At 36.2% G+C, this 13,317-nt stretch carries 14 protein-coding genes and 6 pseudogenes; 7 read left to right on the top strand and 13 right to left on the bottom strand.

Translation table 11 applies throughout. The features are described 5' to 3' along the window. Nucleotides 1-559 precede the first annotated feature (559 nt). The 12 genes and pseudogenes from ACFINI_RS08835 to ACFINI_RS08780 all read right to left on the bottom strand — a co-directional run bounded on the left by ACFINI_RS08835 (nucleotide 560) and on the right by ACFINI_RS08780 (nucleotide 6,966). Nucleotides 560-955, bottom strand: a complete 396-nt coding sequence (locus ACFINI_RS08835) for a type II toxin-antitoxin system HicB family antitoxin (RefSeq protein WP_375613839.1) — start codon at nucleotides 953-955, stop codon at nucleotides 560-562. Then, on the bottom strand, nucleotides 952-1,152 hold the full coding sequence (locus ACFINI_RS08830; RefSeq protein WP_375612550.1) for a type II toxin-antitoxin system HicA family toxin: 201 nt from the start codon (nucleotides 1,150-1,152) through the stop codon (nucleotides 952-954). Before ACFINI_RS08830 ends, ACFINI_RS08835 begins: the two co-directional genes overlap by 4 nt. 67 nt (nucleotides 1,153-1,219) lie before the next feature. Next, nucleotides 1,220-1,756 carry a hypothetical protein gene (locus ACFINI_RS08825; protein WP_375647802.1) on the bottom strand — a complete coding sequence of 179 codons (537 nt, stop codon included), beginning with the start codon at nucleotides 1,754-1,756 and terminating at the stop codon, nucleotides 1,220-1,222. 10 nt (nucleotides 1,757-1,766) lie between these two features. Then, nucleotides 1,767-2,219: a single-stranded DNA-binding protein gene (gene ssb / locus ACFINI_RS08820; protein WP_375647799.1), complete on the bottom strand. Its 453-nt coding sequence runs from the start codon at nucleotides 2,217-2,219 to the stop codon at nucleotides 1,767-1,769. Nucleotides 2,220-2,354: 135 nt separating this feature from the next. Next, entirely contained in the window at nucleotides 2,355-2,735 is a 381-nt protein-coding gene (locus tag ACFINI_RS08815; RefSeq protein ID WP_375612551.1) for a helix-turn-helix domain-containing protein, read from the bottom strand. Between the two features lie 38 nt (nucleotides 2,736-2,773). Further along, nucleotides 2,774-3,223, bottom strand: coding sequence for a hypothetical protein (locus tag ACFINI_RS08810; RefSeq protein WP_375612547.1), 450 nt, complete (start codon nucleotides 3,221-3,223; stop codon nucleotides 2,774-2,776). A gap of 341 nt (nucleotides 3,224-3,564) precedes the next feature. Beyond that, nucleotides 3,565-4,072: pseudogene (locus ACFINI_RS08805) on the bottom strand (hypothetical protein). Further along, a pseudogene (locus ACFINI_RS08800) lies at nucleotides 4,059-4,408 on the bottom strand (hypothetical protein). The pseudogenes ACFINI_RS08805 and ACFINI_RS08800 overlap by 14 nt, the downstream one beginning before the upstream one ends. A 627-nt stretch (nucleotides 4,409-5,035) precedes the next feature. Next, entirely contained in the window at nucleotides 5,036-5,191 is a 156-nt protein-coding gene (locus tag ACFINI_RS08795) for a hypothetical protein (protein WP_375612545.1), read from the bottom strand. Between the two features lie 540 nt (nucleotides 5,192-5,731). Further along, entirely contained in the window at nucleotides 5,732-5,983 is a 252-nt protein-coding gene (locus ACFINI_RS08790; RefSeq protein WP_375647795.1) for a hypothetical protein, read from the bottom strand. A 67-nt stretch (nucleotides 5,984-6,050) separates the two neighbouring features. Then, nucleotides 6,051-6,562: pseudogene (locus ACFINI_RS08785) on the bottom strand (crossover junction endodeoxyribonuclease RuvC). Between the two features lie 83 nt (nucleotides 6,563-6,645). Next, nucleotides 6,646-6,966, bottom strand: a complete 321-nt coding sequence (locus ACFINI_RS08780; RefSeq protein WP_375647792.1) for a hypothetical protein — start codon at nucleotides 6,964-6,966, stop codon at nucleotides 6,646-6,648. A gap of 50 nt (nucleotides 6,967-7,016) precedes the next feature. Between ACFINI_RS08780 and ACFINI_RS08775 the strand changes: the two genes are divergently transcribed. The 7 genes and pseudogenes from ACFINI_RS08775 (at nucleotide 7,017) to ACFINI_RS08745 (ending at nucleotide 12,163) form a co-directional block, all read left to right on the top strand. After that, nucleotides 7,017-7,667: a S24 family peptidase gene (locus ACFINI_RS08775; RefSeq protein WP_375647787.1), complete on the top strand. Its 651-nt coding sequence runs from the start codon at nucleotides 7,017-7,019 to the stop codon at nucleotides 7,665-7,667. A 131-nt stretch (nucleotides 7,668-7,798) separates the two neighbouring features. Continuing rightward, nucleotides 7,799-7,960, top strand: coding sequence for a hypothetical protein (locus ACFINI_RS08770; RefSeq protein ID WP_375621638.1), 162 nt, complete (start codon nucleotides 7,799-7,801; stop codon nucleotides 7,958-7,960). A 392-nt stretch (nucleotides 7,961-8,352) separates the two neighbouring features. After that, nucleotides 8,353-8,963, top strand: a pseudogene (locus ACFINI_RS08765) (phage antirepressor KilAC domain-containing protein); the annotation flags it as partial. Nucleotides 8,964-9,900: 937 nt separating this feature from the next. Beyond that, nucleotides 9,901-10,680 (top strand): annotated as a pseudogene (locus ACFINI_RS08760) (ERF family protein). Nucleotide 10,681: 1 nt separating this feature from the next. Next, nucleotides 10,682-11,306 (top strand): annotated as a pseudogene (locus ACFINI_RS08755) (lambda exonuclease family protein). Between the two features lie 69 nt (nucleotides 11,307-11,375). Then, nucleotides 11,376-11,864 carry a DUF488 family protein gene (locus tag ACFINI_RS08750; RefSeq protein WP_375647783.1) on the top strand — a complete coding sequence of 163 codons (489 nt, stop codon included), beginning with the start codon at nucleotides 11,376-11,378 and terminating at the stop codon, nucleotides 11,862-11,864. 95 nt (nucleotides 11,865-11,959) lie between these two features. After that, nucleotides 11,960-12,163: a helix-turn-helix transcriptional regulator gene (locus tag ACFINI_RS08745; protein WP_375641030.1), complete on the top strand. Its 204-nt coding sequence runs from the start codon at nucleotides 11,960-11,962 to the stop codon at nucleotides 12,161-12,163. Between the two features lie 203 nt (nucleotides 12,164-12,366). On the opposite strand, the gene ACFINI_RS08740 is transcribed toward ACFINI_RS08745, so the two are convergent. After that, the coding region (locus ACFINI_RS08740; RefSeq protein WP_375647779.1) for a tyrosine-type recombinase/integrase at nucleotides 12,367-13,317 on the bottom strand (951 nt) is incomplete at its 5' end.

Here is a 13,317-nt window from a genome sequence, read left to right as displayed (position 1 = left end):
AACGAACAGTGCTTTTATTATCGCCAACAACACACATTGGCTTGGTGATGATTGCTTTCATCTTCGCTCCTTTTGAGTCATAATTAATGACATAATTAGTCAATTATTGATTTTTATTCTGTGAAAAATTGATTAGTCAGAATTATCTAGAAAACAGGGCTTTCTAGCCACGCTTCAAGTTGACATTTTACTGAATTTTGGGGATATTTTTGAATTTTAGACGCAATACAACTAGTGCAGTATCGTCATTAAATGCAATTTTTTACACCATGCCAACAAAAAAATCTATATTTTTTATTTTAAAATAGAATATATAAAATTTTCTAAAACATTTTAGATTTTATAAATTATTGTGAAATTATTATAGGAGGGAAAGGCAATGACAGGTCCAGAAATATTAGATGCCATGTATATAATATCAATGATAGTTATATCCCTCTTAACTATAGCGTTTTGTTTGCCTGCTGCCTTTTGATTTTCATTAATAGTTTGCGGATCATATACAATTACACGCTTTTGTAAAAAAATCGAGAGTGAGAAATTTTTCCAGATTGATGAGCTAAATATTAAGCTCGTGACGGGCTGCTGTTGCCAAAAAAGCAGATCTTGTTAAACCTCTCTTTTGTGCACAATTATCAATTGCACGTAAAAGCCCTCGTTCAATTGATATATTTGTGCGTATGACTTCTGAATCATTTTCAATAAAAGGAACTTGTATTAAAAAAGCTCCTTCTGACAAAGCTGTTTTGACAGATTTCCGTTGTATGACTTCTTCAAATTTTGAAGGAATAGGCACTCTATCTATATCTTCACAATAAAGTTGGAGTGCTTCTGTTGCATTTGCGATTAAATTTTCTTCCTCATCAGCAGCAGAAAAAAGTCCCTCAAAATCAGGAAACTGAACACCAAAAGCAGATTCTTCATCTTTATGAACAAGAGCAAAAAATCTTTTCATTCTTCTTCTCCTTCTTTTAACCAGCCTGCTTGTTGTGCGATAGAACGTGCTGTACCAATCGGAAGATTTTTTTTAGGATGTGGAACGATAACAACCTTATCATCTTTTTTAAATTTATGATGAGAACCTTTCACTTTGATAAGTTCAAAGCCATCACGCTTTAATTTTGCAATGATTTTTCGGCTATCTTGTTCCATTTCCTAAAATCATAATGTGTAAATATATACACATTTTAATGATTTTTCATCTGATGTCAATTCTTTTTTAATGGCTAAAATGCTTATGAAGCGCATTAAGAACAATACGCAAAGAGCTAACAAGATGTGTTAACGATTGATCTTCTATAACAAGATATTGTAATGCAGCGTAAAGATTATACTGTCTATAGAGGTGTTGAGTTTCTTTGATAACCTCTTTCGTCTCTTCATAACAATGAGTTGCTCTTTCAATCCACCGTTTTTGTGCCTCCTCATTTGATGAAGGGGTAAAGTTATCATAAATTGCATTAGGCAATTCTTTTGCACATAGATAATTGTTTTTCACTTCAAGATATTTTTGTGCAGCATCATATTGGTCTTGATTGATTTCACCTTGCAAATAAAACCGCCCGATATAGGTTCCGGAAAGCGGATTTTTAGCCTCTTCTATGGTCAAGCCAAAGCGTTTGGCACGCATTTCAATTGCCAATTTATCCATGGGTTTATGCGGTGTTTTTGCTCGTGAGATGCGTCCGTTTGGTTCTCTGATACATCCTTTAATCCGAGGACGTTCGCTTTTTGTACGTTTTTTTCTCTTTGTCATATGTTATCAATCAGAATGGGATAGCATCATTAAGAGATGTGCCATGATCAGTAGCACCTGAAGCGATAGCATAATTTTGAGAAGTAATGGGTGAGGGGGTAGGGGATGCTGATTGCTCTTTCTTTGCATCAAGCAAATAAAATTCGCCTTTGAATTGTGGTAAGACAATCTCTGTTGTGTAGCGGTCATGCCCATTTTTATCTTGCCATTTGCGTGTCTGTAATTTTCCTTCTATGTAAACCTTTGAACCTTTGTTTAGATACTGAAGTGCAATTTTTGCCAAATGTGGATTAAAAATCACCACGGAATGCCATTCTGTTTTCTCTACTTTTTGATTGGTTTTTTTATCTGTATAGCTCTCAGAAGTCGCTATACTAAAATTGACTATTTCTTCTCCAGAATTCATTGTTTTGCTTTCGGGATCAGCTCCAAGGCGCCCGATTAACGTCACTTTATTTAGCATATTTGTAGCTCCATTAGATTAGCAATTTATACATAAAAAATCTTAGAATGATTTGCATATTTATTCAATTATTTCAAAATGATATTATTGTTTTTAACATATAAAATTATGTTTACAGTGTATAAAATAAGGAGATCAAGGTATTCTATTCTGCAAGCACTGTTTTTTTTCTACTTTCTCCATGAGTTCATTGCACTTTGTCAGATCTTGTTGTGAAAGAGACTTAAAAATTCTAACAAACGTGTTAGAAATTTCATGGTTAAGTGGGGCAGAAGAGTTCATTGTAAAATTCTTATGACAAATATTTGCTTCTTTTCTCAAGATAGAGGCTGTTTCTTTATCTAAAGCATATTTCTCAATGATCTTTTCTTCCATGTCAGCAGGTATAGGCTTTTTGCCAATTTCTACAGAAGATAAAAATGCTATAGATACGCCTAATTTCTTAGCCATATCTAATAGACGTTCTGTTCGATCAATACGAATTTTACGTAATGTTTTGCCAAATGGTGTAAGCATAAGCATTTGATTAAAGCTCCTATTAATGCAGTCTGCAATTAAGCTGCTTTGAGAAGCGAACCTATATTCTTTTCTAAAAATTGAGGTACTTTGATTTTAGGTGAAAAAATCATCAATTCGGTAGCTTTCCTTTTCTCTTGTAGAGAATATTGTAAGCTAAATTCTATTGAGAGATATTGCCTATACAATAATTTAATTTCTTCAACGTTGTCATAAATAATTAGCCAAGGTGCTGTCACATGTTGGGAGATGACATTCTCTAAATTGTGGTGATCATTAGCTTTGTAAAACCAAGTACAAAGCCCTTTTCCTTTTTTAAAACAAGGAGGGTCCATATAAAAAAAGGTGTTTTCATCAGTTCCATAACGCAGCAAAGATTCCCGTGCATTTAAACGAGTTAAATGTATTCTATCTTTTTGTATGTACCATTCTTCTAAGTTAATGGTCGTTGTATTGATTTTTTCTATTAATTCTTCTGTTTTGTGCAAAACGCAATACCAAAAGCTCCAAATGAACAGATCAATATCGTTAATGTGAATATCTTTAACTTCACCATTAAAAAAAGCTTTAGAGCAAGTCTACACCTGCCAGCAAATGGCTCTCTATAGGAACAGCCATTTAATGCTTTTTCTCAAATATTTCTTTGACTTTTCCATACAGTGCAGCCTTACCGCTTGGATATCTCAATGGTGAGCAGACATGAGTCATTGTTACGCGCCTTTTTCAATGATTTTTTGATGTTTTTGTTGATTTCATCTATGAACGTTGAGAAGAGACAATGCCATTTAATCTAAACAGTTTTATAAAATCGGAAGTTTTTCTATGGCTTTTAAACTGAGCACTGTAGTGGGTAAATAGATATGTTTATTAAACTGCGTGTACGTAACATAAGAAACAATACACAAACTAAAAAGGAATACCAAAGAGCAATATCTGAGTACCAAAGTAAAGTATCCCAATGGAAAAGAAAGCTTGTACTCCACATACCTAGAAATGACAGGTAAAGAAACCGTTTCTTTATAACTATTTGGGAAAATTAAAACGACAAACGCTAAACTTATTAGTTTTAAGAGTCTGTGCAAATACTGTTGTAAATCACGTGTTAGTTTCACCCAACCCGTTGTATCATCACCTTTATATTTTGGGTTGCTCTGCAATTCAGAAGGAATATGAGAATTGCATAAAATTGCAAAAACAGTTGTGACTATTACCAAAGAAACAGATGCGAATGTCAAAATACTTTGAATAAAGTAAGGATTTTTTTTAATTCCTAAAAAACATAAAAATATAAAAGTTATAATGCCAAACAAGGCTCTTAGCTGTTTATCTGTAAACATATTTATTTCCTTCGGTTTTCGATAATTTTTTGATCTCTTTATTGATCTCGTCTATAAGAGGTTCGTAATTGAGAACGCTTTTCGGAATAGCACCACCGTAAACCCATGCTTTCACCTGCGCTTTGGTACTAAAATCCGCATTCTGGTGTGGTATAATACTGTCCGCCATCAAACTTTTCACATTCTCTTGTACCGTCTTCATATTTGTAGAGGTTGTAAAAATACTCTGCCGCTCCGTCCCCCCCCCCAAGGAACATAACCAACAGCTGTTGCAACAAACTCTTTTTGCATTGGCTGTTTACGCTTTTTTAAGGACAGGTCTTTTAATATTCTCATGTTTTTAGTCCATAATTTTACCAATTGGTCTATTTACCTTAAATTTGACCGTACAGAGCGTTTTGTGTTTTTAATTGTAGTAAAAAACTTCAAATCTCTTTGTACGGTGCCTTTTTGTCGGTTTAAACACATATCTAATCCCAAAATGATCAGCGCTTTTCACTAGTTTACTAACCTGCAATGTTTTTCACTGTTCCCCCAAGACCATTTAAATTCCTTCAAGCTTTTGCTTTTCAACCAACGTGAGTGGTCTTGAATTCTCTCTCATTGCCTTTTCTTTCAGCCTTTTTCACTGGTGCTCAAAACAGTCTTGCGTACACTTTCGGCTTTTGAAAGAAGGGTGTTTTCTACTGTCTGGCAATAAGTTAAAAGCTCTCCACAAGTTGGCATAAATGTTTTTGATATCCCAATTGCTTAACCCGTTACGATATTTTCGACGCACTTTTTCATAGCATATGACGAAATGCGGTCCAGCATCATGCCATAGGATAAAACGATGGCTTTGGCGTCTGTATTCGCAGGGACTCTCATGGCTTGAGAGTAGGAAAGAAGTTTGCTCAATCTGCTTAACTGAAGCTTTCACAGAAAGCAACGCTTGTAGATGATTCAAGCATCTAAGGTTTGCGCCTACTCCTGTTTCGTCAATGTATTCCCAGCTTTCAGCGTCAATGGATGCCCCGGACTGATCATTTCCATAATCTTTTCCAGATGAGAGATGATCTCTGAGTTCGTTGAAGCCCTCTGCAAACTGTTCTGTGAAAGTTTTATGAGTGAATTTTCCATAATGACCACCTAACCGTTTTTCCTGTTCTAATCTTGCTTTTTTCTTTGCTAGCGTTCCGATAGGGCTTGTAACCCAATTGTACCAAGTCCTTTGCCAATCCCGTTTGTTTGCATTTTTATTTGGATTTGCTATCCAGTAATTTGTGAACCGTTCGAATTCTAACAGCGCCTCATCATGGGTTAGCCTTTATCGATTGCGTATTGCAAATTAGGTTCAAAATCCTCAGGTAAGCGAAAATCATCTTTTGATTTAGTCCGCTTGCTTTTTGGGGAACGTTCTTTTGCTTGTGATTGGGAGGTTGGTTTTCTACATCCGTTGTGATTTGCTCTGGTTAGCTTCCGCAAGCATGAATCTCTATTGACTCATGAACCTGTTCGTTTGTTTCTAAATTTTCAGAACAATTTTTTTTTTGCTAATACGATAGTATTAGTTTTTTATTATAACTGTTATTGTTTATGTTATATATGGGCATCATTAAGCATTGCTTTAGCATCGTTAAGCATATCACAAGCATCATTTGTATGTTTATCCCATCTTGCCTACGCTGCTTTCTTTGCTCTCTCTGATAACGTCTTTGACCGTGACGTCTTCGATACCTTCTCTAAACTCTCATTAGAGTTATTGAGTTCTTCTTCAACTTTTAAACTCCATAAACACCCATCGTCTAAACGTTCGATATGACCTGTGCTTATTAAAACTTCTAACGCTTTCATGAACATTTTTACTGAACAGCCAGTGTAATCAGCCCGGACCTTCATATTATTTAAAAGTGGTTTTCCAGTATAAAGCATTTGCAAGCGTAACTTTATGTAAACTTTGCACTCAAAGGGAAATAAACAAGCAAGATCAAGAATCCATTTATCTGCAAATAGCCTCCGTCCACGGTAATTTATTGGACATGTATACCCCCCCTTCTTTCATTAAATATAAAATTGCTAAAGCATCTGCTTCGTTGTCGTCTTTAGGCGTATGTCCTTTTGTACACACCACCTTAATCATTTCTTCTTTTGAGGCGTTACCTTTTCCTGTTGTTGCCTTCTTAATTGTGCCAACAGGAATGCCTTCATATAGTATCTGATGATGTTCACACCACGCTGTTAAGGTTGCTAGAAAGCCTCCGTAAATATGAGAAGCGTTTGTACCCACATGCCGGCGCACCTCTTCAAAATACACCGCGTCAATTTCATCAACGGACCTCTTTAGTTCAGTAAGCCACCGTTTAAAGCGTAAATAACGCATACCACCGCCTTCAAAACGGCGTGATTGAAAATCTTCTGTATCGCTTGTTATGTGACCATCTGCACCATGATCGCCCAGCCTGTCTTGGTCCCTAGATCAAGACATAAAATAGTTTGTGCGTTAGTGATCATAATCCCCCTTAAGGCTCTACGTATTTATGCGTGCGCATGGTGACGCGTAATCTATTAATTTGATCTCTTTATTTAATGCTTGTTTAAGAGTGTGAATGATGCTGTTGATGTTCATTACTATCTGTAGAAGCAACAATAGAAGCAGATTGTGAAGATAATTTAGAATCACATGATTGCGTCCTATAAAAAAACGAGAAAAAGTCTTCTGCCTTAATCGGTGCTCCAATTCTTTTGGCTTCATTCAAAAGAATTGGGATATGTTTTGTTGGAATTCTCCCACCAGTTCCACCTTTTGATATAGGACGGAGCCAGGCATACACGCGTGTTCTATGAACCCCAAGCAGCTGAGATACTACCCTACGAACCCCACCTAACAGATTTATTATTTCCGAAAATTGTTTCATAGCACATTATGTAGCGATTATAAAAACAATATCAAGAAGGAAAATTTATAATGAAACTACATGTTGCTAAATTAGAAAATGACGATTGTATACAACGTACCTACAATAAAGATATGACAATAAGTATCTCACAATGGTTGCAAAATGCCTTATCTGAAGCTGGATTAAGCCAATCAGAGCTTTCAAGACAGCTAACCGCTTCTTTAGGTCGCTCAATAGATCGTGCTGCCGTCAATAAAATGCTAAAAGGAACAAGAGATATTTCTGCTCGAGAATTATTAGAAATATCAAAGCTTACAGGTGCTTCTATTCCCACTAATCACTTAGTTCCTTTGATCGGATCTGTAGGAGCCGGAGGAGAAATAATCGCAATAGATTCTGGTTGTCTAGAAGAAGTAGAAGCCCCGCCATCTGCTCCTAAAGGAACTGTTGCTGTTCGCGTGGTAGGTGATTCTATGTTTCCAGCCATTGAAGAAGGAAGTCTTCTTTTTTATTCCTATCATTTGCTATCAGAAGATCTTATTAACAACCGCGCTATCATAAAAACTAAATGTGGAAAAGTTTACATCAAAGTATTACGTTTCGGAAAAGAAAAAGGGAAATGGGTTTTATCCAGTATAAATGGAAAATATGTCGATATCGTAGATGTAGAATTAGAATGGTGTGCACCTATCGACTGGATTAAGCCAGCCAAAATATGAATTAATATTTTTATACTTCTCTTCAAGCAAGCCTTTAGTTTATTACTTTAAAAAAATTTTTCAAAATCGCTACATTGGTATCCATAAACCACGCACAAACAATTGCCAAGAGGCGTTAGAGAGGAGAAATTATGGAAAATCCAATTCTTATAAATTCTGATGAAATTTTATTAGTTGTATACGATGATGATCAAAACATTGGTCGGTCAGGACCTCTGGATGAAAGCCAAGTTCTAAAAATTATTGACGAGGCAAATAATGAAATCCAAATCTTTCGCATCAATCCTTCTTAAAAGAGCTGCGAAGATATATCTGAAGATATCGCAGAATTTTATCTTAGAGAACATGAAGAACAGTGTTTTAACGGAAACATACCTCATGACGTTATTTTACACATTACAGCATACGTTTTTTTAGATGATATAAAACAGCATGAATATAACGATGCAATGTATGATTCTTACGAACAACAACACCGTTTGCATCCTTGTGATGTGCTTTAAATTCTGAAGGGCGCATTTAAAAGCGCCGCCCCCTTTCATTCATCAATCCCATCAACATGAGGTTCGTAATGGAAAAGCCTATTGCTATCCAGCACAATACAATCAAACACGAAACCGTTCAAACGGTCAACGCACGTGAGTTACATGAATTTTTGGAAATAGGGAAAGATTTCTCTACTTGAATTAAGGATCGTATTCATCAATATGAATTTGAAGAGGAAAGTGATTTTATAAAAACACAAGATTTGCGGTCCACAAAATTGGGGAGCGCAAAATCTAGAGCTGTTACAGCCATAGACTATCACCCCACATTAGACATGGCAAAAGAGCTCGCCATGGTAGAGCGTAATGAAAAAGGTAAACAAGCCCGTCAATATTTTATTGAATGTGAACGGCGTGCAAAGAAACCTTTAGACCTTGCAAACGCTTTAGAAGACTCTCTCTTTGTGAAAAAACTGCTTTTAGAAAGTGTCACACAATTAGAGACTTTAAAAAGTGAAGTGGGTATCCTTAAACCCAAAGCAGCTGCTCTTGAAAGTTTGCAACGTCACAACGGATTCTTCGGTCTTACAGAAGCCGCTAAAATACTCGAGATACAACCAAAACAATTCATTCTCTTCTTACAGCAAAAAGGGTGGTTTTACAGACGAGCAGCAGGTGGAAATTTGCTACCGTATCAAGACAAAATCCAAAAGCAACTTATGGATTGTCCGACCATCCACTTCAAACCGCAAATGGAATAGAAAAAGTTGTACCAGCAGCAGAAGGCATTGGTTTACAGTTTCAAGAGCTTATAAAGATAAAGCATGCATTAAGAGCAACAATCATGGAAAAGAAATACGAAATGACTGATGAAACAATAGAGTTTGCTGGAAAAACTCTTCACTGAATTAAAGCCTTAAGAGATTTTGATGCTATTAAAGCAGGCGACCTAGGCGGCTTTATACAAAAAGAAGACAACCTCAGTCATGATGGTAATTGCTGGGTAGGTGATGATGCAAAAGTCTATGGTTATGCCAAGGTTTTTGGTGATGTTTATATTGATAACATTTCTGGTATTTATGAAAATGCATGTGTTTTTGGTAGTGAATCTGTTACCAGAGGAACTAATATTTTTGGCAATGCGCAGATTTTTGGACATATTCGTGTTTTTGCCAATGCACAAATTTACGAAAATGCACAGGTTTCTGGTGTTGCATTTATTAGTGGAAAAGCTAAAATTTATGACAGTCCATTGATTTCCATCAGAGCAAAAATTGGAGGAAATGCCAAAATCCATGGTTATGCCTTTATTCAGGGAAACGCAGAGATCATCAATGATGAAATCATCACAAAGGGCGAGAGGCAATAAACCATGGAAAAAAATACGAATTTACTGATGAAATAGACATTCTCTATCGTCGCCCAGTTCGTCGCATGCGTGCACTGAGAGACTTTGGAAACGTTTGTGTTGAATCCAATGCACATATTTTCGATAATACGCAAGTTTACGGAATAGCCGAAATTCACGGCAATGCAATATTTGTGAAAAAGATCATATTGGTGGTGATGCTGTTGTATGTGGTAACACATGTATTTCAAGCAACACACATATTAGTTATAATAGAAAAGCCCGAACATATCCCTAGGAAAAGACAGAGCGTATAAGCCCTTTCTAACAGCCAAACCAGCCTTTTAAAACATGCGTGATTCACGCCACACGTGAATTGCGCGTAATGGAGGAAATCAAAATGAGTGAACAAAACACTAACCTAATAGAAATTGAAGAAACACATCATTTAGCCGTCGAACAAACTGCTATGGAATGTATTTTAAATAAAGCCTTAGAAAGTGACGTCAGTATTGACCGCTTAAAGCGTCTTCTTGATTTAAGAGAAAAAGAAATAGAACGACAAGAGCGCCAAAACTTTGTCCGTGATCTTTCGGCTATGCAAACAAAATATCAAAATATTGAAAAAACTCTACAATCACCCATACAAACAGCAAATACGCTATGCTTGATCAGTACATTGATGCTGTAAAGGACGGGCTTGCAAAATACAAATATATTAAACATTAAACAGAAAAAAAACGTTACCATAGAAATAATTCTGTCTCATCCTTCAGGAAATCAAATCTCAACAGAAGGAACATTTCCAATTGACAGTACAGGCTCTAAAAATAGCATACGATCAGTTGGTTTTACACTTACCTACGGGAGATACCTGTTAGGCATGCTTCTTAATGTAGCAAGTAAAGAAGACGATACAGATGGTCAACCGCGAACCAAAGAAGGCGATACAAATAATCAAAAAGTTTCCTCTAAACAGATAAAGCAAATCGAATAATTAATTAAAGAAACAGGGACAAATGAAATTAGTCTTCTCTATTTTGCAGAAGCAGGAAAACTAACAGATATGTCTTGTGAAAAAGCAGAATTGGTTTTGGGGCATTTGGAAAGAAGAAAAAATATTCAAAAAGAAAAAGCTCTACAATCGCTCCCATCACAAGAGCAACAAACGGCGGTGTGAGATGGAGCAACGAACAGCAGAATGATTTTCAAGCAAGTCTAGGGAAAGTCATCGCATCAAACATTTACAACATACTCAATAAAAATACAAAAGGATTGCCTACGAGCAAATATGAAGACTACAAAATCAAACTCATAACAGAGCGTTTAACAGGCGAAACAAGCCCCTATTATGAAACTGAAGATATGAGATGAGGTATCGAACATGAAGAAGATGCCTTGAGAGAATATGGTTTCATTTATGATGTCAATATAACAAAGTGCGGCTTTATCCAACACTCCACAATAGAAATGGCGGGGGCTAGCCCTGATGGTCTCATTGGAGAAGACGGTTTAATCGAAGTCAAATGCCGGAGATCAGTAACACATATGCGCTTTTGTATAGGTGACGAAATCAAACCAGAATATCACGCACAAATGCAATTCCAAATGGCTTGTACAGGACGAAAATGGTGTGATTTCGTAAGCTATGACCCACGTTTTACGGGGGAATTCTTTCACTTACGCATGAAAGTCAAGCGTGTTCTCCGTGATGATCAACAAATTGAACAGATCAATCAAGCTGTTGAAACCTTTTTAGCAGAGATAGAACGAGAGATAAAACAACTCTCAACAAAAGCTGCTTAACCTTATGGGGGTGTTTTGTTCCCCGCATATCTACGAGCACCCCCACCCTTTCACATAAGGAAATTAAACGTGTGTAACATCAAACATATCATCATACAGCCTGCTAAAGATGAGGAATTTTGTTTTTTTACCATTGGCTATGAAGGTAGGTCCCTTGAGAATTATCTTAGTTGTCTCATAGAAAACAATATCAAAACTTTATGTGATGTTCGTAAAAATCCAATAAGTAGAAAACACGGATTTTCGAAAAGACAATTAGAGGAAGCTGTGAGCAATATTGATATTGAATATATGCATATGCCTGAACTTGGAATTGCTTCTGAAAAACGAAGAAATTTGAAAACACAAAAAGATTATGACCGCCTTTTTGAAGATTATCAAAATACAACTCTCAAGAATAATTCTTGTGCAATAAATAAATTATATAAAATGTTTTTAAACAAAAAGCGCGTTGCAATCACCTGTTTTGAAGCCAATGTATGCATGTGTCATAGAGGACAACTCGCATTAGCTCTTACTCAATTGCCTGATTGGAAATATGAAATTGAACACATCTAAAAAATAAACTTGCAGATTTTTAAAAGTTGGAGTGCTTCACATGCCTTCCAGCCCCCCACCCATTTAATTAACATAAAAAAGAGAAAGGTAATGAGATGATATTTGATGATGGAGATAGATATGTAACGACACGTGAGTGTGCACAGCTTTTTAGTGTATCCACAACAACGATTCGCAATTGGGTGCTTCAGGGGTTGTTTCCGGAGCCATATAAGCTAGGGAGAGCAGTGAGGTGGAGAAAAAAAGAGATCTTAGCCTTCATTCCAAAGAAAAATAAGGAACAAATAGGAGTAAATTAGATAAAGTTGTATAAACCGTAAAGGGTGGTCTAAAAACAGCTCTTTAAAGAAAAAAAATATATATATGTATATTTCAATACATTAAAGATAAAATTTGGTGCCCAAAAGAGTTTCAATAATTTTAAATAAAATAAATGAGTTATTGCGATATGGGGGAAATTTATCATTATTGATTCCATTAATGTTTTTTATAGCACTATCCCTCATTTTTTTTGGAGCTTTTTTATCGCTTCTATAGCTAGCCTTTTGCGATCTGCGCTTTTTGTATAAAGAGATGCCATGTTGTCGTCGGTCCATCCAAAAATTGCCTTGAGTTGTGATACTGTTGCACCTGAATTAGCGGCGCGTGTTGCTGCTAATTTTCTTAAGCCATGTGCTGATTTTTTGATTCCCGCTACGTTACAAGCCTCACGAAAAAGGTTGCCAAAACTTTCTTTTACGAGTTTATTTCCGTTTTTTCCGCAAATGAATGTTTCATTTCCAATAGGACCAATTTTTAGAGTTTCTGCTAATTCAGGCAAAATGGGTAGAAAAACATCTGTTTGGAATTTACTTTTCTCTGTCTTGAGATGAATGATATTATCTTTGACATCGTTCCAACCAATGCGGACCGCATCACCACGACGCAAACCCGTGTAAAGAAGAACATCAATCCAGACGCGTTCATGTGAACCATGTGACCAATGGTGATAATATTTTTCAACATCTTCTTCTGTCCAAACAGCAAATCCATCTTTGTTGTTGAGAGGAGGTCTTTTTATTCCTAAAGCTGGGTTATTCTCCAGAAGTTCTTGATCGATCGCCCAATTAAAAAGTCCATTAAGTGCTTTTAGAAAATTTTGGGCAGCTGTTGGTTTTTCTTTGCGGCGTTCAACACCCGCTGTAATATGTGATTTCTTTATTTCTCTGTATGGAATGTTTCCTATAGCATCACATACCTTCATAAGGATAAGTTCTCTTTGTCTTTTCGTAGCTTTAGCAAGGCTATGCCAATGAACGCTGTTAAAGTATTGTTTAAGCAGCCATGCAAATGACCCTTCAACAAGTTTACCGGTTTTTGATTTAGGAAGTATAAGTCCTTGTAACTCGGCAAGTGCGCTTTTGTAGTTATCAACAAACTCTTGCGTTCCATAGGTACCGCGTATTCTAATGCG

This window comes from Bartonella sp. AA56HLJMS, from assembly GCF_042197145.1.
Taxonomy (GTDB): Bacteria; Pseudomonadota; Alphaproteobacteria; order Rhizobiales; family Rhizobiaceae; genus Bartonella.
This window is presented reverse-complemented; position numbering and strand designations above follow the sequence as displayed.

Bases quoted from the DNA above. Each gene is read 5' to 3' on its own strand.
- ACFINI_RS08835 (WP_375613839.1), bottom strand. From the start codon at position 955: ATGAAAAGATTTTTTGCTCTTGTTCATAAAGATGAAGAATCTGCTTTT.
- ACFINI_RS08830 (WP_375612550.1), bottom strand. From the start codon at position 1,152: ATGGAACAAGATAGCCGAAAAATCATTGCAAAATTAAAGCGTGATGGC.
- ACFINI_RS08825 (WP_375647802.1), bottom strand. From the start codon at position 1,756: ATGACAAAGAGAAAAAAACGTACAAAAAGCGAACGTCCTCGGATTAAA.
- ssb (WP_375647799.1), bottom strand. From the start codon at position 2,219: ATGCTAAATAAAGTGACGTTAATCGGGCGCCTTGGAGCTGATCCCGAA.
- ACFINI_RS08815 (WP_375612551.1), bottom strand. From the start codon at position 2,735: ATGCTTACACCATTTGGCAAAACATTACGTAAAATTCGTATTGATCGA.
- ACFINI_RS08795 (WP_375612545.1), bottom strand. From the start codon at position 5,191: ATGGAAAATTCACTCATAAAACTTTCACAGAACAGTTTGCAGAGGGCT.
- ACFINI_RS08790 (WP_375647795.1), bottom strand. From the start codon at position 5,983: ATGCTTTATACTGGAAAACCACTTTTAAATAATATGAAGGTCCGGGCT.
- ACFINI_RS08780 (WP_375647792.1), bottom strand. From the start codon at position 6,966: ATGAAACAATTTTCGGAAATAATAAATCTGTTAGGTGGGGTTCGTAGG.
- ACFINI_RS08775 (WP_375647787.1), top strand. From the start codon at position 7,017: ATGAAACTACATGTTGCTAAATTAGAAAATGACGATTGTATACAACGT.
- ACFINI_RS08770 (WP_375621638.1), top strand. From the start codon at position 7,799: ATGGAAAATCCAATTCTTATAAATTCTGATGAAATTTTATTAGTTGTA.
- ACFINI_RS08745 (WP_375641030.1), top strand. From the start codon at position 11,960: ATGATATTTGATGATGGAGATAGATATGTAACGACACGTGAGTGTGCA.